The sequence below is a fragment of the Bacillus sp. Je.9.29.b genome, from assembly GCF_051129925.1.
Classification (GTDB): Bacteria; Bacillota; Bacilli; order Bacillales; family Bacillaceae; genus Bacillus; species Bacillus safensis.
Map to the genome: position 1 here is coordinate 195,919 of NZ_JBCPSO010000007.1, position 15,593 is coordinate 211,511.

The window sequence follows — 15,593 nt, forward strand, 5'->3', positions numbered from 1 at the left end:
GAAGGGCGGCTACTTTTGCGGACGAATTTAGAATTCGTGAGCACCAGCGCGCAGACCTGACAAAGAATGCGAGGGTTTGTCTACACGCTGAGGCTGCCTCATGTAGGCAGCCTTTTTTATGTCCTTTTATTTAACGAACTTCTGGGTTTGGCTCGTCACGGCGAACAGCTTCTTCGCTTGGTTTGAACAACAGACCAAGGTTGACAAGACCTGCAATTCCAACAAGACCATAAATAATACGTGATAATGCAGAACCTTGTCCGCCAAAGATCGCTGCTACTAAGTCAAATTGAAAAAAGCCGATTAGTCCCCAGTTAATAGCACCGATAATCGTGAGCACGAGGGCAATACGCTGAATAGCACTCATCGTGATTCCTCCTTTCGCTACAGCATCAATACATTTATATTTTGCAGATTTTTAGCCAAACTATGCGTAAGAAAATGGATGAAAGCAAATTACTTTACTTTTGGAATGAATGAGGCGCATAATGTAGCGCGAGGAGGAGATCACATGGATCGATTTACTTATTGGAACCCAACGAAATTAATTTTTGGAAAGGGAGAAGTATCAGCCCTTTCAGATGAACTCAAACACTACGGAAAAAACGTATTACTTGTATATGGTGGAGGCAGTATTAAACGAAACGGCCTTTATGACCAAGTTGTCAGCATCCTAAAAGAATCAGGAGCTGCAATCACTGAACTTGCTGGTGTAGAGCCTAACCCGCGCTTAACAACAGTAAGAAAAGGGGTCGAGCTTTGCAAAGAGAACGGCATTGATTTTATTTTGGCAGTTGGCGGCGGCAGTGTCATTGATGCGACGAAAGCAATCGCAGCTGGTGCGAAGTACGATGGAGATGCTTGGGATATCGTGACACGCAAACACGTCCCAATGGAAGCTATTCCGTTCGGTACGGTGTTAACACTTGCCGCAACAGGCTCTGAAATGAACTCTGGATCAGTTATCACAAACTGGGAAACAAATGAGAAGTATGGCTGGGGAAGTCCAGCAGTTTTCCCGAAATTCTCTATTCTTGATCCAGTCAACACATTCACTGTGCCTAAGAACCATACGATTTATGGAATGGTTGACATGATGTCACATGTGTTCGAACAATATTTCCATCACACAGAAAATACACCTTATCAAGATCGTATGTGTGAAGGACTTCTTCGCACTGTCATTGAAACGGCACCGAAGTTGATCAACGATCTAGAGAACTACGAGCTGCGTGAAACGATTTTATTCACTGGCACTATTGCGCTTAATGGCATGCTTTCAATGGGGGCACGTGGTGATTGGGCATCTCATAACATTGAGCATGCAGTATCTGCTGTCTATGATATTCCTCATGCAGGCGGTCTTGCGATCTTGTTCCCGAACTGGATGAAACATGTGATTCAAGAAAACCCAGGCCGTTTTAAACAATTAGCGGTGCGTGTATTTGATGTAGATCCTGCGGGCAAAACAGACGAAGAAGTTGGCTTAGAAGGAATCGACAAGCTGTCAGCTTTCTGGACAAGTCTTGGTGCACCAAGCCGTTTAGCGGATTATGACATCAACGATGAGAAAATTGATTTAATTGCAGACCGTGCAATGGCACGAGGTGAATTTGGTCAATTTAAAAAGCTAAACAAAGAAGATGTTTTAGCCATTTTGAACGCTTCTTTATAATTGAACAACAAAGGGATAGCTGCTTGCGGGCAGTTATCTTTTTTTGAGTTCATCGTGTACATATGTTACAGTAGTCTTTCATGTTTTTGGATATATTCGTTGTAAGGAGATGTTTCAACAGATGGAGAATTTTATTTATTATAATCCAACAAAATTGATGTTTGGAAAAGGACAGCTAGAAGGACTCAAAAGCGAACTCGCTCGTTATGGAAAACGAGTGTTACTTGTATATGGCGGCGGCAGCATTAAGAAAAATGGTCTTTATGACAATGTCATCAGTGCGTTAAAAGAAGCAGATGCTGAAGTGTTTGAGCTGTCTGGCGTTGAACCAAACCCGCGCCTCACAACAGTGAAAAAGGGAATCGATATCTGCCAAAAGGAGAACATTGATTTCTTATTAGCCGTTGGCGGCGGAAGTGTGATCGACTGTACAAAAGCGATTGCAGCCGGAGCAGAGTATAACGGTGATGTGTGGGATATTATTTCAAAGAAAACAACCGCTCAAAAAGCATTGCCGTTTGGCACAGTGCTGACACTTGCAGCAACTGGTTCAGAAATGAACCCTGACTCTGTCATCACAAACTGGGAAACGAATGAAAAATATGTGTGGGGCAGCTCTGTCACTCACCCTGCTTTTTCAATTCTAGATCCTGAGCATACGTACTCTGTGCCAGAAAACCAGACGGTGTATGGTATGGTCGATATGATGAGCCACGTTTTTGAGCAATACTTCCATAATGTGAAAAACACGCCTTTACAGGACCGGATGTGTTTTGCTGTTCTTCAAACAGTTATCGAGACAGCACCAAAACTGCTGGAAGACTTACAAAACTATGAGCATCGTGAAACGATTCTCTATGCAGGAACGATTGCTTTAAATGGCACGCTGCAAATGGGTTACTTTGGCGACTGGGCGTCCCATACGATTGAGCATGCTGTATCGGCTGTCTATGACATTCCGCATGCAGGCGGGCTTGCTATCCTCTTCCCAAACTGGATGCGCCACACGCTCGATCATAATGTAGAACGCTTTAAAAATCTTATGCTGAACATGTTTGACATCGAAACAGAAGGAAAATCAGATCGTGACATCGCATTAGAAGGAATCGACAAACTGTCAGCTTTCTGGACAAGCCTTGGTGCACCAAGCCGTTTAGCTGATTATGACATTGGTGAGGATCAGCTGGACAAAATTGCCGACATTGCAGCAAAAGAAATGGAATACGGTGGTTTTGGAAACTTTATGAAACTTAACCGTGATGATATTCTAGCGATTTTGAAAGCTTCTTTATAATCCAGATTGCCGCTTTTCATCCAGAGAAGCGGCTTTTTGCCATGCCAGTGACGATCACTTGATTTCAATAGCTAGTTCCGCTAAAGTGAAAGGGACAGAACTAACGTAATGGAGGGCTTACAAGCGATGACACATATTCAATTTGACTACTCGAAAGCGTTACCTTTCTTTCAAGAACATGAGCTTACATATTTAAAAGATTTTGTGAAGGTAGCCCATCATAATATTCATGAACAAACGGGTGCAGGCAGTGACTATTTAGGCTGGGTGGACTTGCCGAAGCAATATGACCGCGAAGAATTTGCCCGCATTAAAAAAAGTGCAGACAAAATTAAGTCTGACTCTGACGTCCTGCTCGTTGTCGGAATCGGCGGGTCATATCTAGGTGCACGTGCGGCGATTGAGTTTTTGAACCATTCTTTCTATAACACTTTGCCAAAAGGCAAGCGCAAGACACCGCAAATCATTTTTATTGGAAACAACATCAGTTCTTCTTATTTAACAGATGTGATGGATCTATTGGAAGATGCAGATTTCTCCATTAACGTGATTTCAAAATCTGGTACAACAACAGAGCCAGCCATTGCGTTCCGCATCTTTAAAAAGCTCCTTATTGAAAAATACGGTGCTGAAGAAGCGAAAAAACGTATTTATGCGACAACTGACAAGGCACGCGGTGCACTTAAAACATTAGCAACTGAAGAAGGCTACGAATCATTTATCATCCCTGATGATGTTGGTGGACGCTATTCTGTATTAACAGCAGTCGGTCTTTTGCCAATCGCTGTGAGCGGTGCAGACATTGATCAGATGATGGAAGGTGCGGCAAAAGCAAGCGAAGACTTCGCTTCATCTGAGCTTTCTGAAAATGCAGCTTACCAATATGCTGTCGTCCGCAATGTCCTTTACAATAAAGGCAGAACAATTGAAATGCTGATTAACTATGAGCCAGGCCTGCAATATTTCGCAGAATGGTGGAAGCAATTATTCGGTGAAAGTGAAGGGAAAGATGAAAAAGGAATCTATCCTTCATCTGCTAACTTCTCAACAGATCTTCATTCACTTGGCCAATATGTTCAAGAAGGAAGAAGAGACTTGTTTGAAACAATCGTGAGTGTAGACAAGCCTCGACATGAGCTTGTAATTGAAGCAGAAGAACAAGACCTTGATGGCTTGAACTATCTAGCAGGAAAAACGGTTGATTTCGTCAATAAAAAAGCATTTGAAGGAACGATGCTTGCCCATACAGATGGAAAAGTACCGAACCTTATCGTGACAATTCCTGAGATGGATGCTTATACATTCGGATACCTCGTGTACTTCTTTGAGAAAGCATGTGCGATGTCTGGATATTTACTAGGCGTCAATCCATTTGATCAGCCTGGAGTAGAAGCTTATAAAGTGAATATGTTTGCTTTACTAGGAAAACCAGGCTTCGAAGAGAAAAAAGCAGAGCTTGAAAGCCGTTTAAAACAATCATAAGAACAAAATTGCACACCTTTTCATAAAGGTGTGCCTTTTTTGTTTTCTTCAGATTCCTGTGCAAGCTTTCCTATGTTCTGTACATAGAATAATGAATGGAGGAGGGTGAAAAATGAGGACGAATCATATTTATATTCATGATATTTCTGGCCAGGCGATCGTGAACTTTGGTAATGTTGGACGCATTTGTTCTAAGAGTGCTACGAAGGAAACAGCAGGTTCCGGCAGTGATAACGAGACGAATCAATCAACCAATCAAAGCTTATTTGATGCCGCGTTTACAAACAATGTCCAAATCGCGAGAGGAAATGTATGAATTCCTCTCTTTAACGAACCCTAATAAAAAAAGGAGGGTTTCGTATGATTCATGTACCATCCAGGCTGCCTGGTGAAAGCTTTTCACTTTACCATTTAGAAGAAACGATGAAGCCGCTCGGTTATGTCATTAATGGGAACTGGGATTATGATCACGGGTATTTTGATTATAAAATTGATAACCGTGATGGCTATACCTTTCTCAGAGTTCCTTTTACAGCCGAGAAAGGCCAGCTCGATCAGCCAGGTGTTGTGGTGAAAATGGGACATCCATTTCTCTTAAAGCATGTATATCAAGACAAGTTAGATGATCATGCGATGGTTGGAAATGTGGGCGCATCCTTTAACCAATTCCAAGAACCAAAAGAGAAAGATGGGGATGTATCAAAGGCATATGCTGAGATTGGCTTTTCGCTCGTCAAGGAATTAGAAGACGCACTGCTTTAAAGGCTGATCAGTTCATCCTCTGGATGAAGCTCATAGCCAAAGGGAGGATTCATCATGGGTCCTTCTTTTTTTTGTACGCCGACGATGATCACATGATGCTCTAAAAAATGATGGAGCGCTGTTAAGAAGGTTTCTCCGGCTAATGAAGCTGGTACAGGTATGATGGTGACGTTTTTATGCAAGGTCATTTGTCGTTTTTTTGTTAATGCCGTAAGCTGTTCCTTTATTAGAAAATGTTCAACCATTAAATGATTGACAGCATCAGAGGTATGAATGACTTGGTTGGCACCAGCACGTTCGGCATTTTTCACGTAACGATCTGTTAAGATTTCAATTAAACAATATAGAGAAGGGTTTAATCCTTTTGCTGCAAGTAAGGTTAAAACACTCTGCATATCGGCTGTCACTTCATTTTCATGCTGATCCGCGGTAATCATGATTGCATCTGCACCGGTAATGTTGGCTTTACGCAGTGTGACATCTTCGGTCCCATGTCCTTTAATAAAATGAACATTTTCCAAAAGAGGCCCTTCTTTCAAGGAGTCATCAATCAGCACAATCGGCATAGCTGGATCAATCGTTTGAAACGACTGAAGCAGTTTGTTTGTCTTCTCATTCCAGCCGACGATAATCAGGTGTCCTTTCCCCTTAAAGGCTACCTTGCCCTCAACATAATGGTGCTGCTTACTGAACACAGCGGCGGCAAGTGTGGCGAAATAAGCGGTGACAAAGCTGGCTCCGATAAAAATGAGCGCCATACCTGCCACCTGCCCTGGCATGGTTTGCGGCACAAAATCACCGTAGCCAACCGTAGAGACTGTAATAAGCGCCCACCAGATCCCATCAAAGATCGTATGATACTGCTTCGGTTCAAGTAAAACGATTAATTGTCCAAAAAAGAGAAGCAAGAAACAGATGATGATGGCAATTCGAAGATAAAGTGGCCACCTTAGCCAAGCGATAAAGATACGGTTTGATTTCATCGGACTCTTCCTTTCAGGAGACTGCTAATGTCAGTATGCCCGATTGAGGAAACATTTTTTCATCTTCGTCATGTATTGAAATAGAACCCATATCTTAAAATAAGAGAGAAGAAGGAGGGGAATTCGAATGTCGTTTGTTCAAAAGACCGTACTTCTTTTTATTGGCGCGCACTTTTTATCATCAGCTGTCATCTTACTCGTATTTGATTTAAATGCTGTGAATCATTTTATGAATGATTTTTCATGGCTGCACTTTTTTCAAGACCTTTATGGTACAGGGACCTTTTATACAGCTTGCTTAGGTGTGTTCTTCTTTTTCATTGGTGCGGTTATCCCCCTAAAAAAGACCTAGTGCTTTTTGCTGTACATGGTACATAAAAGTCATTAAAATTGTAAATAAATATATAAAATAAAAGGAAGCTGATGAGCATGCTGTTTTTTTATTTTTTAACATTTGCCGCATTGGGATTATCATTTTGGGCACAATTTAAAGTGAAGAATAATTTTGAAAAGTATTCAAAGGTGGAAGCATCCAGTATGAAAACAGGTGCTGAAACCGCTCGATATATTTTAGATCGCAACGGGTTATATGACGTGCCCGTTGAACCGGTAAGAGGAACTTTGACTGATCATTACGACCCGACGCAGCGTGTGGTTCGTTTATCTGAACCTGTGTACTACGGCCACTCCATTTCGGCCATTTCAGTCGCATCACACGAGGTTGGACATGCCTTGCAGCATCAGGAATCCTATGGTGCGCTTGTTTTGAGACATAAGATCTTTCCTGTCGTGAACTTTGCATCTGGTGTTGCTCCGCTTCTTTTCCTTGGTGGAATTTTGCTCAGCAGCCTTAACTTAATCGGGCTTGGGATCATTTTGTTCTCAGCAGCTGTATTCTTTCAGCTTGTGACATTGCCTGTCGAGTTTAATGCAAGTTCTCGTGCAAAAGATATCATTGTTTCAGAAGGAATCATTAGAAGCAGTGAAGAAAGAGGCGTGAACAAGGTGTTAAATGCTGCAGCTCTGACATATGTAGCAGCGGCCCTTGTCTCCCTGTTTGAATTGCTCCGTTTTGTAATGATCTTCCTAAATGGCCGTAATGATTAATTGATGCCAGAGGAGGTGAGCCCTTACCAGTGTTAGGTAAGGGTTTTTTTGTATATTTTAAACGTATTTTTAGTCATTTTACTCATTGCTGCAACAGCATTTTTTGTTGTCACTGAATTTGCGATTGTGAAAATTAGAGGCTCTAAAATCAACCAGCTGATTGAAAGCGGTGATAAGAGAGCCATCCATGTTCAAAAGCTGATATCAAATCTCGACGAATATTTATCCGCCTGCCAACTTGGCATTACCATCACAGCTTTAGGCCTAGGGTGGCTGGGTGAGCCGACGGTGGAGCATTTTCTGCATCCGCTGTTTGAAAAAATCGGGCTTCATTCTGCATTGACTGACATCCTTTCGTTTATCATCGCGTTTGTGATCATTACATTTTTACATGTCGTTGTGGGAGAACTCGCGCCTAAAACAATTGCGATTCAAAAGGCAGAGGCGGTCAGCCTTGTGACAGCAAAACCACTCATCTTTTTCTATAAAGTCATGTACCCGTTTATTAAAGCATTAAATGGAGCTGCACGAAGCATCGTGAAATTATTTGGTTATCATTCTGTCAAAGAACATGAAGTGGCGATCAGTGAGGAAGAATTGCGTCTCATTTTATCTGAAAGCTATGAGAAGGGTGAGATTAACCTATCTGAGTACAAATATGTGAATAAAATCTTTGAATTTGATAACCGAGTGGCAAGAGAGATCATGATTCCGCGTACAGAAATTTCAGCTATAGAGATTGAACAGACCTTAGAAGACGTGACCCATTATATGCTGAACGAAAGGTACACACGCTACCCTGTTATTAAAGAAGACAAAGATCATGTGATTGGTGTTATTAATAGCAAAGATGTATTTAAGGCCAGCTTCCTAAATCAAGATGTATCGATTGAAGACTTAATGCGTCCGGTGATCCGAGTGATTGAAAGCACCCCTGTTCAAGAATTGCTCATTTTGATGCAAAAGGAACGGATTCATATGTCAGTGCTCGTAGACGAATACGGAGGTACAGCGGGACTTGTCACAGTGGAGGACATATTAGAGGAAATTGTCGGAGAGATTCGAGACGAATATGATCAGGATGAAACACCTCACATCGTTAAAAAAGGTGATTTCCATTATGTGATGGATGGGAAAGCATTGATTGATGAAGTAAATGATTTATTGGATTTAGCCATTGAGAATGATGATGTTGATACAATTGCAGGCTGGATGATGACGCATAAATTTGATTTTGACATTGGAGATACGATTGAAGCAGAAGGCTGTGAATTTACGATCATTGATGCTGAAGACCACCATATTCGAACCATTGAAGTCAAAAAGGTTCACTTTTCTTAAAAACCTCGCATTGCTTGACGAGGTTTTTTTGCTTGGTAAACTTTAGATAAGAAGATTTGTTTCGCATAAAAAGGGTATGGTTTTTATAGAAACGTGAAAAAGGAGCAGCTCATATGAAAAAAATCAATGTACAAACAGACAGACGCGATGACATGATCGACGTCACACATGAGGTTCTCCAATATGTCAGGGAAACAGGCATACAAAACGGAACTGTCATCGTCTATTGTCCACATACGACAGCCGGGATCACCATTAATGAAAATGCGGATCCAGATGTGAAACGGGATATGCTTCGCCGGCTTGATGAAGTTTTTCCGTGGGAACATCCAAAGGATCGCCATATGGAAGGAAATACGGCAGCACATATGAAAGCGAGTTATATGGGGGCGTCTCAGCATGTTCTCATTCATGATGGAGATCTTGTGCTTGGCACGTGGCAGGGAATCTATTTCTGTGAGTTTGACGGGCCGAGGCATCGTCATTTTTATGTACAAGTGTCGTCAAACGAGTAAGAGATGGGGGAAATAAATGGGGGATATCAAAAAGTTACTGCAAATCGAACATGGAATCATCCAAGCGCCAATGGCAGGAGGAGCTGTGACACCGCAGCTGGCAGCCGCTGTTTCAAATTACGGAGGGCTTGGCAGCTTGGCAAGTGGATATGTGCAGCCTGACGATTTGAGACAGCAGATTAGACAGGTCAAACAGCTGACAACTCACCTGTTTCAGGTCAATGTGTTTGTACCAGAGCCAATTCCAGATGTGAAAAAAGAGGATGTGGCGTTTTGGGAGAAGAGACTGCCTGTATGGCCCGAAGCTCATAGGATGCCAAGCGAAGAAGAATTGTGGGATGATTTTGAACAGAAAATCAACATTCTTCTGGAAGAAGACGTTCCGATCGTTTCCTTTACATTTGCTTGTCCAAAAGAACAAACGATTCACCACCTAAAACAAAAGGGAATCTTTTTAATCGGAACGGCCACAACAAAAGAGGAAGCACTGCTTTTAGAGGAAAAGGGAATGGAGGCCATTGTTCTGCAAGGATGTGAAGCAGGAGGGCACCGCGGCACATTTTTACGTGCAAAAGGAGACGCTCTGCTGGGACTCATCAGCCTGATCTCTGATGTCAAACCGGTCTGCCGCGTGCCTTTGATTGCCGCCGGAGGCATCACGGACCGATCAGGTGTCAAAGCAGCGCTAGCGCTTGGAGCGGATGCGGTTCAAATCGGTACACGGTTTTTAGCCAGCAAGGAAAGTGCTGCGGCAGAAGTATATAAGAAGGCTATTTTACAGGCAGAAGGCAGTGAAACAAAGGTGACCAGACTTTTTTCTGGGAAAAGAGCGAGAGGTATTGTGAATCAGTGGATGGAGGATGAAAGCCTGCATGAAGATCGGGTTCTTCCTTATCCAGTTCAGCATGTATGCACAACACCGATGCGAAAAGCAGCTGCTGCCGGCGGTAACCCTGATCAAATGGCTCTGTGGGCAGGACAGGGGGTTGGACGTATTCACTCGATTTTAACCGTTGAAGACATCATGCACGAACTGACGCAGACATAAAATCATGATGGGTGGTGTGACAGGATGGACATCTTAAAACATTCCTACCGAAAAAAAGGCCAGATTGAATTTTGGTTTGATGATTTCCCTCATTCTCCTGCTGTCCTTACGCCCATTCGTCATTACTATTTTGTTCGCTACGTGAAATGGAGCCGGCACGACTCGCCGGTTACAAGAAAAGATTTAGAAGAAATGGAGGTCCTTGCGAACACGATGCTTGGCACACTCCAAAATTATCGTAAACGCAAGGCATACAAAAGCCCCTTGTCATAACCAAGAGACAAGAGGCTTTTTTTAGCTGCCAAACATTTGCCTGAGATAAATTACATCCATCCGGGTAGTCTGCGGTAATAAATAAGCGGATTGAACCGCACCTGGCCGTCTTCTCTTATTTAGTTTGTCGATAATTTCTGCCGCTGTTAAAATTCCAAGCCCATGACCGTAATATTGATCTTCTCCTAAGTAAATCACATTTTCTCCGCGCCATTGCGACTGCTGATAGCTAAACTCTGGATTTTCGAAATATAAACAATCCCCATAGATAAAATCATTCCCGCGCTCTGTATAAATCGACAAAGTATCATAGTGCCAGTCATACAGTGTTAAACTGCGAAGTCTTCGATTAAACTTCTCCTCTCCTACTGTTTGCAAGACCCCCATATAAAACACAATGACAATTGCCGTTGCACATTCAAAAGCATATTTTGAACCATTTTCAAAAATGTCTTTAATGCCTCTAGATGGCTCCACTTGATAGCGCAGCTCTAGTGCTCCCGCTTCCGATACTCGCCAAAACGCATCATTTGCACGCGACCTTTGAAAGATGGCAAATGAGGCACCGCTTTTATCCAAATCTCTTGCAGCATTCATAATGTTCGATCTTAAAGTGACCTCAAATAACAAATCAGATGCTTGCCTATAGCGGAACGTATCATTCGAAGCCTGTAACTGCATCAAAATGATCCGCTTTTGTCCCTCTAGCTGAAACGATGCCAGCAGCTCATTTGTCACTGGCTGTCCTGAAAGGATAATCATATGAAAAGCGCCCCCTTTTGTATTAGCGTATGCAGGGTGCTTGGGCAAGGAATCAATTTGTGAAAATAAACAAATTAGCATCCTTTTTATTTGAAAAACATGAAAATACTATGAAGATGTCCGATATAAAACATATCGTTTAAAAGGAGGAAAAACATGAAAAGTGCAATAAAATGGTTGAAAAAACCATCGATTTCCAAAAGACTGATTATTTCATTCACACTTGTTCTCGTCTTGCCAATCATTACACTTAGTACGATTTCATATCAGATTGCCAAAGAAGAATTAGATCATGAAATCATGTACGGAGCAAAAGCAAGAGTCAATGATATGAATGACATGATCGAGCAAAAGCTTTTGAATAAAGAAAACGCGGTGAAACTTTTTACTCAAACAACTACTGCTGCAGACTTTAAAAAGAAAAACCAGGACGAACTGTATGAGCATTTTGAAATATACAGCAAAATCAACGAAGATGATGTAGTTGGATTTTATGCAGCAAGTAAAAATCGTGATTTCATTCAGTTTCCTAAAGTAGACATGCCAAAAGGCTATGACCCAACAACACGCGATTGGTATCAGCAAGCGATGCAGGATGAAAAAGGTGAGCCAGTTGTCACCAATCCATACATTTCTGCTACAACAAACGGCATGGTGGTCACGATTGCCCAGCGACTGAAGGACGGGTCGGGAGCGATCGGAATCGACATTGATGTGCAAGACATTGTTGATAAAATCAAAGAAATTAAAATTGGACGAGAAGGATATCCAATTATTGCAAATAAAAGCAAACAAATTGTAGCCCATCCAGAAGAAAAATCAGGATCTGAAGTCACAGGAAATATTTCATCAATCCTTTACAGCGGCAAAGAAGGAACATCAACTTATGAGAATAAAGGAGAACAAAAACGTATCGTTTTTGTCACAAATGATTTAACAGGTTGGAAAATTGCTGGAACGATGTTTGTATCAGAAACAGAAGAAGCAGCACAGCCAGTTTGGAATTCTGCCATTATTCTTTTAATTTCTTCATTTATCCTTGGCGGTGTCGCTATCTTCTTCATCGTTCGCTCGATTACCATTGGACTGAGAAGGCTTGTTGATTTCTCAGAAAAGGTGAGTGAAGGGGATTTAACAGAAACCCTGGAAACCAAATCGAAGGATGAAATAGGAGATCTCACAAGAAGCTTCAGCAAGATGAGTGAATCTCTTCGTGACGTCATTCGCGCTGTACAGAAATCTGTCGACAACGTGGCTTCGGCTTCAGAGGAGCTGACGGCAAGTGCCAGCCAAACGAGTCAAGCAACAGAGCATATCACGATGTCGATTGAACAATTTTCAAATGGAAATGAAGCACAAAACGAGAAAGTCGAATCTAGTACGAATCAGCTTGTGGCAATGAACGAAGGATTACAAGATATGTCACAAACCTCATCTGAAGTGGCTGCTGTCTCTCTTCAATCAACAGAAGCTGCTGGTCAAGGCGGCCGAATTGTTGAAAGCACAGCGAACCAAATGAAACATATTGATACATCTGTACAAGAAGCAGAGCAGGTCATAAAAGAATTAGAATACAAGTCTAAAGATATTACGAGTATTTTAAATGTCATTAACGGCATCGCGGATCAAACGAATTTACTTGCGCTTAATGCAGCAATTGAAGCAGCAAGAGCAGGTGAATCAGGACGCGGCTTCTCCGTCGTTGCAGAAGAAGTGAGAAAACTAGCTGTCCAATCTGCAGATTCAGCGAAAGAAATTGAGAAACTCATCCAAGAAATTGTGCTAGAAATTGCTAAATCTCAAGATATGTTCAAAGCAGTCAATCGAGAAGTAAACGCAGGACTCGGTATGACAGAAGAAGCAAAAGAAAGCTTCCAGCACATTTATAAGGCGGCAGAAGGAATGTCGAAAAAACTGTCGCAATTAAACGATACAGCCATAGACCTATCGAGCGGTTCAAAGCTTGTTTCACAAGCGATGCAGGAGATGCGCCAAGTCTCTAGAGAAAGCGCAGCAAACATTCAGGACATTGCGGCTTCTGCAGAAGAGCAGCTAGCATCTATGGAAGAAATCACATCTTCTTCTGTGACACTTGCCAACATGGCAGAGGAACTAAAAGAGCTCACAAGTCAATTTAAAATTAATTAAATGATGATGAAAAGATATCCAGAATTGTCTGGATATTTTTTTTATTTTTAAACCTCCCTTCCAGCCTCTAAAAATAAACCTTTCATCCGATAATAACTTTAGAGAAGTAAAGGGGGAAAGTTAAAATGGGAAAAATGATCCAATGGTTCAAAAAACCATCCATTTCAAAGAAATTAATCATTGCCTTTTTGGTCGTCCTTATTCTGCCAACTGTGGCACTGACAATTAGTGCGTTTTTTACATCAAAGACAGAGCTAGACAAACAGATTATGGGCAGTGCGATGAGTCAGGTCAATGCATTTGATACCTTAATCAATGAGAATATTGGCAACAAATCAGATGCCGTGACACTGTTTTCAGACTCGCTCAAAGCGTCTAATCTTCAAGAAAAAAATAGAAATGCGACCATTAAAGAATTACAGCAATTTGGAAAAATTAATGAAAAAGATGTATCCGCAATCTATGCAGGCTCTGAAAAAGGATTGTTTATGCAATATCCAGTTCAAAAGATGCCAGATGGCTACGATCCAAGAGAACGTCCATGGTATCAAGAGGCATTGAAAGCAGAAAACGGAAAACAAGTCATCACAAAACCATATGTAGCAGCATCCACAGGCAAAATGGTTATCACAATTGCCCAAAAAATGAAAGATGGTTCAGGTGTCATTGGTCTTGATATGGAAATTGACAGCCTGCTCCAAAAACTAAAAGAAATCAAAATTGGGCAAAAAGGCTATGCTTTCATCATGGAGAAAGATAAAACCGTTTTAGCAGATCCAACCCAAAAGCCAGGAAGTCAAGTCAATGAAAATCTGGCCAGCATTATTTTTAAAAACAAAGAAGGAAGCGGCAGCTATACCCTCAAAGGAACAGATAAAAAGGTTGCATATGTCACCAATGAATTAACCGGCTGGAAAATTGGTGGAACGATGCTCGTATCTGAAGTAGAAGAAGCGGCAAAGCCCGTTTTCAATACAGCCATTATCGTATTCAGTGTCACACTCATTGTAGCAGGAACCCTCATTTTCTTTATCGTCCGCTCTATTTCAAAAAGATTATCCAACCTTGCCCGCTTCTCGAAAAAAGTCAGCGAAGGTGATTTACGCGATAAGCTTCAGGTCCAGTCAGATGACGAAATTGGACAAGTTGGTAAAGGCTTTAATACGATGATTGACTCATTGCGATCTCTCATTGGAGCCGTTCAAACTTCAGTCGAGAATGTCGCATCTTCATCAGAAGAACTGACTGCCAGCGCAGGACAGACAAGTAAAGCAACAGAGCATATTACACTAGCCATTGAACAATTCTCCAGCGGAAATGAAAGCCAAAATGATAAAGTCGAATTGAGCTCAGTCGAGTTAGAGGAAATGAACCGTGGTCTTCAGAATATGAATGAATCAGCTGAATCTATTACTGCTTCATCGATCAAATCAACAGATATCGCAGGAGAAGGCGGACAGCTTGTTGAAAAAACCGCTTCTCAAATGAATGTCATTGATCAATCCGTGAAAAAAGCAGAGAATGTCATCAGTGCGCTTGAAAGTAAATCTAAAGACATTACCCAAATTCTCGGTGTCATCAATGGAATTGCCGATCAAACGAATTTACTTGCACTAAATGCAGCGATTGAGGCAGCAAGAGCCGGTGAATCTGGCAGAGGCTTCTCCGTTGTAGCAGAAGAAGTAAGAAAACTGGCGGTTCAATCTGCCAACTCGGCAAAAGAAATTGAGAATTTGATTAAAGAAATCGTGCAAGACATCGACGTATCACAGGAAGTATTCACTGCGGTGAATCGAGAAGTTCAATCAGGCCTAAGCTTCACTGAACAAACGAAAGTAAGCTTCCACAATATTTTCGAAATGACAAAAGAAATTTCTGACCAGCTTCAAACAATGAATCAAACCGTTGTCCAGCTTTCAAAAGGCTCTGCACATGTGTCAGAGGCTGTACGTGAGATTGCAGATGTATCACGTGAAAGCTCGGCAAATATTCAAGACATTGCTGCTTCAGCAGAAGAACAGCTGGCATCAATGGAAGAAATCAGCTCGTCCTCTGCCACACTCTCTTCGATGGCAGAAGAATTACGCGATTTAATTAGCAAATTTAAGGTTGAATAGATAGGAAGAAAAGAGCCTCCAGCTAGAGGCTCTTTTTCATTGAGTAAATCAAAAGAAATGGGTAATTATACTTATTTTTTAGGTTT

Annotated in this window: 16 protein-coding genes and 2 pseudogenes; 15 read left to right on the forward strand and 3 right to left on the reverse strand. The window is 41.7% G+C overall.

What is annotated here, in order from left to right:
• Positions 1-130: 130 nt before the first annotated feature.
• Positions 131-367 (reverse strand): DUF378 domain-containing protein, encoded by a 237-nt coding sequence (locus tag AAZR19_RS15575; RefSeq protein ID WP_003212952.1) that lies wholly within the window; start codon positions 365-367, stop codon positions 131-133.
• A 144-nt stretch (positions 368-511) separates the two neighbouring features.
• On the opposite strand from AAZR19_RS15575, the gene AAZR19_RS15580 reads away from it, so the two are divergent.
• The 5 genes from AAZR19_RS15580 (at position 512) to AAZR19_RS15600 (ending at position 5,213) form a co-directional block, all read left to right on the forward strand.
• Positions 512-1,675: an iron-containing alcohol dehydrogenase gene (locus AAZR19_RS15580; protein ID WP_041107614.1), complete on the forward strand. Its 1,164-nt coding sequence runs from the start codon at positions 512-514 to the stop codon at positions 1,673-1,675.
• Between the two features lie 121 nt (positions 1,676-1,796).
• Entirely contained in the window at positions 1,797-2,969 is a 1,173-nt protein-coding gene (locus AAZR19_RS15585) for an iron-containing alcohol dehydrogenase (RefSeq protein ID WP_041107613.1), read from the forward strand.
• Between the two features lie 126 nt (positions 2,970-3,095).
• Complete coding sequence (locus tag AAZR19_RS15590; RefSeq protein ID WP_041107612.1) at positions 3,096-4,451, forward strand: glucose-6-phosphate isomerase; 1,356 nt, start codon at positions 3,096-3,098, stop codon at positions 4,449-4,451.
• Positions 4,452-4,563: 112 nt separating this feature from the next.
• Positions 4,564-4,767 carry a spore germination protein gene (locus AAZR19_RS15595; protein ID WP_226015519.1) on the forward strand — a complete coding sequence of 68 codons (204 nt, stop codon included), beginning with the start codon at positions 4,564-4,566 and terminating at the stop codon, positions 4,765-4,767.
• 44 nt (positions 4,768-4,811) lie between these two features.
• Positions 4,812-5,213: a YugN-like family protein gene (locus tag AAZR19_RS15600; RefSeq protein WP_024423291.1), complete on the forward strand. Its 402-nt coding sequence runs from the start codon at positions 4,812-4,814 to the stop codon at positions 5,211-5,213.
• Here the strand turns inward: AAZR19_RS15600 and AAZR19_RS15605 are convergent.
• Entirely contained in the window at positions 5,210-6,196 is a 987-nt protein-coding gene (locus AAZR19_RS15605) for a potassium channel family protein (protein ID WP_041107611.1), read from the reverse strand. The two genes, AAZR19_RS15600 and AAZR19_RS15605, sit on opposite strands and share 4 nt — an antisense overlap.
• 127 nt (positions 6,197-6,323) lie before the next feature.
• Between AAZR19_RS15605 and AAZR19_RS15610 the strand changes: the two genes are divergently transcribed.
• The 6 genes from AAZR19_RS15610 (at position 6,324) to AAZR19_RS15635 (ending at position 10,480) form a co-directional block, all read left to right on the forward strand.
• Positions 6,324-6,548 carry a hypothetical protein gene (locus AAZR19_RS15610; protein ID WP_041107610.1) on the forward strand — a complete coding sequence of 75 codons (225 nt, stop codon included), beginning with the start codon at positions 6,324-6,326 and terminating at the stop codon, positions 6,546-6,548.
• Between the two features lie 80 nt (positions 6,549-6,628).
• Entirely contained in the window at positions 6,629-7,303 is a 675-nt protein-coding gene (locus tag AAZR19_RS15615) for a zinc metallopeptidase (protein ID WP_024423288.1), read from the forward strand.
• A gap of 48 nt (positions 7,304-7,351) precedes the next feature.
• Positions 7,352-8,644 (forward strand): hemolysin family protein, encoded by a 1,293-nt coding sequence (locus AAZR19_RS15620; RefSeq protein ID WP_076839903.1) that lies wholly within the window; start codon positions 7,352-7,354, stop codon positions 8,642-8,644.
• Between the two features lie 113 nt (positions 8,645-8,757).
• Positions 8,758-9,159 carry a secondary thiamine-phosphate synthase enzyme YjbQ gene (locus tag AAZR19_RS15625; RefSeq protein ID WP_039181060.1) on the forward strand — a complete coding sequence of 134 codons (402 nt, stop codon included), beginning with the start codon at positions 8,758-8,760 and terminating at the stop codon, positions 9,157-9,159.
• A gap of 16 nt (positions 9,160-9,175) precedes the next feature.
• Positions 9,176-10,207: a nitronate monooxygenase gene (locus tag AAZR19_RS15630; RefSeq protein ID WP_076839900.1), complete on the forward strand. Its 1,032-nt coding sequence runs from the start codon at positions 9,176-9,178 to the stop codon at positions 10,205-10,207.
• Between the two features lie 24 nt (positions 10,208-10,231).
• Positions 10,232-10,480, forward strand: coding sequence for a hypothetical protein (locus AAZR19_RS15635; protein WP_024423284.1), 249 nt, complete (start codon positions 10,232-10,234; stop codon positions 10,478-10,480).
• Positions 10,481-10,501: 21 nt separating this feature from the next.
• Here the strand turns inward: AAZR19_RS15635 and AAZR19_RS15640 are convergent, their stop codons facing one another.
• Positions 10,502-11,242: a protein-glutamine gamma-glutamyltransferase gene (locus AAZR19_RS15640; RefSeq protein WP_076839898.1), complete on the reverse strand. Its 741-nt coding sequence runs from the start codon at positions 11,240-11,242 to the stop codon at positions 10,502-10,504.
• A gap of 339 nt (positions 11,243-11,581) precedes the next feature.
• Between AAZR19_RS15640 and AAZR19_RS15645 the strand changes: the two are divergent.
• From AAZR19_RS15645 to AAZR19_RS15660, 4 genes and pseudogenes are all read left to right on the forward strand, one after another.
• Positions 11,582-12,448: pseudogene (locus tag AAZR19_RS15645) on the forward strand (cache domain-containing protein); the annotation flags it as partial.
• A gap of 114 nt (positions 12,449-12,562) precedes the next feature.
• Positions 12,563-13,390 (forward strand): methyl-accepting chemotaxis protein, encoded by an 828-nt coding sequence (locus tag AAZR19_RS15650; RefSeq protein WP_434703718.1) that lies wholly within the window; start codon positions 12,563-12,565, stop codon positions 13,388-13,390.
• 281 nt (positions 13,391-13,671) lie between these two features.
• Positions 13,672-14,562: pseudogene (locus tag AAZR19_RS15655) on the forward strand (HAMP domain-containing protein); the annotation flags it as partial.
• Positions 14,557-15,507 (forward strand): methyl-accepting chemotaxis protein, encoded by a 951-nt coding sequence (locus AAZR19_RS15660; RefSeq protein ID WP_373272900.1) that lies wholly within the window; start codon positions 14,557-14,559, stop codon positions 15,505-15,507. The pseudogene AAZR19_RS15655 and the gene AAZR19_RS15660, both read left to right, overlap by 6 nt.
• The last annotated feature ends 86 nt before the right edge of the window (positions 15,508-15,593 follow it).

Bases quoted from the DNA above. Each gene is read 5' to 3' on its own strand.
- AAZR19_RS15575 (WP_003212952.1), bottom strand. From the start codon at position 367: ATGAGTGCTATTCAGCGTATTGCCCTCGTGCTCACGATTATCGGTGCT.
- AAZR19_RS15580 (WP_041107614.1), top strand. From the start codon at position 512: ATGGATCGATTTACTTATTGGAACCCAACGAAATTAATTTTTGGAAAG.
- AAZR19_RS15585 (WP_041107613.1), top strand. From the start codon at position 1,797: ATGGAGAATTTTATTTATTATAATCCAACAAAATTGATGTTTGGAAAA.
- AAZR19_RS15590 (WP_041107612.1), top strand. From the start codon at position 3,096: ATGACACATATTCAATTTGACTACTCGAAAGCGTTACCTTTCTTTCAA.
- AAZR19_RS15595 (WP_226015519.1), top strand. From the start codon at position 4,564: ATGAGGACGAATCATATTTATATTCATGATATTTCTGGCCAGGCGATC.
- AAZR19_RS15600 (WP_024423291.1), top strand. From the start codon at position 4,812: ATGATTCATGTACCATCCAGGCTGCCTGGTGAAAGCTTTTCACTTTAC.
- AAZR19_RS15605 (WP_041107611.1), bottom strand. From the start codon at position 6,196: ATGAAATCAAACCGTATCTTTATCGCTTGGCTAAGGTGGCCACTTTAT.
- AAZR19_RS15610 (WP_041107610.1), top strand. From the start codon at position 6,324: ATGTCGTTTGTTCAAAAGACCGTACTTCTTTTTATTGGCGCGCACTTT.
- AAZR19_RS15625 (WP_039181060.1), top strand. From the start codon at position 8,758: ATGAAAAAAATCAATGTACAAACAGACAGACGCGATGACATGATCGAC.
- AAZR19_RS15630 (WP_076839900.1), top strand. From the start codon at position 9,176: ATGGGGGATATCAAAAAGTTACTGCAAATCGAACATGGAATCATCCAA.
- AAZR19_RS15635 (WP_024423284.1), top strand. From the start codon at position 10,232: ATGGACATCTTAAAACATTCCTACCGAAAAAAAGGCCAGATTGAATTT.
- AAZR19_RS15640 (WP_076839898.1), bottom strand. From the start codon at position 11,242: ATGATTATCCTTTCAGGACAGCCAGTGACAAATGAGCTGCTGGCATCG.
- AAZR19_RS15650 (WP_434703718.1), top strand. From the start codon at position 12,563: ATGTCGATTGAACAATTTTCAAATGGAAATGAAGCACAAAACGAGAAA.
- AAZR19_RS15660 (WP_373272900.1), top strand. From the start codon at position 14,557: ATGATTGACTCATTGCGATCTCTCATTGGAGCCGTTCAAACTTCAGTC.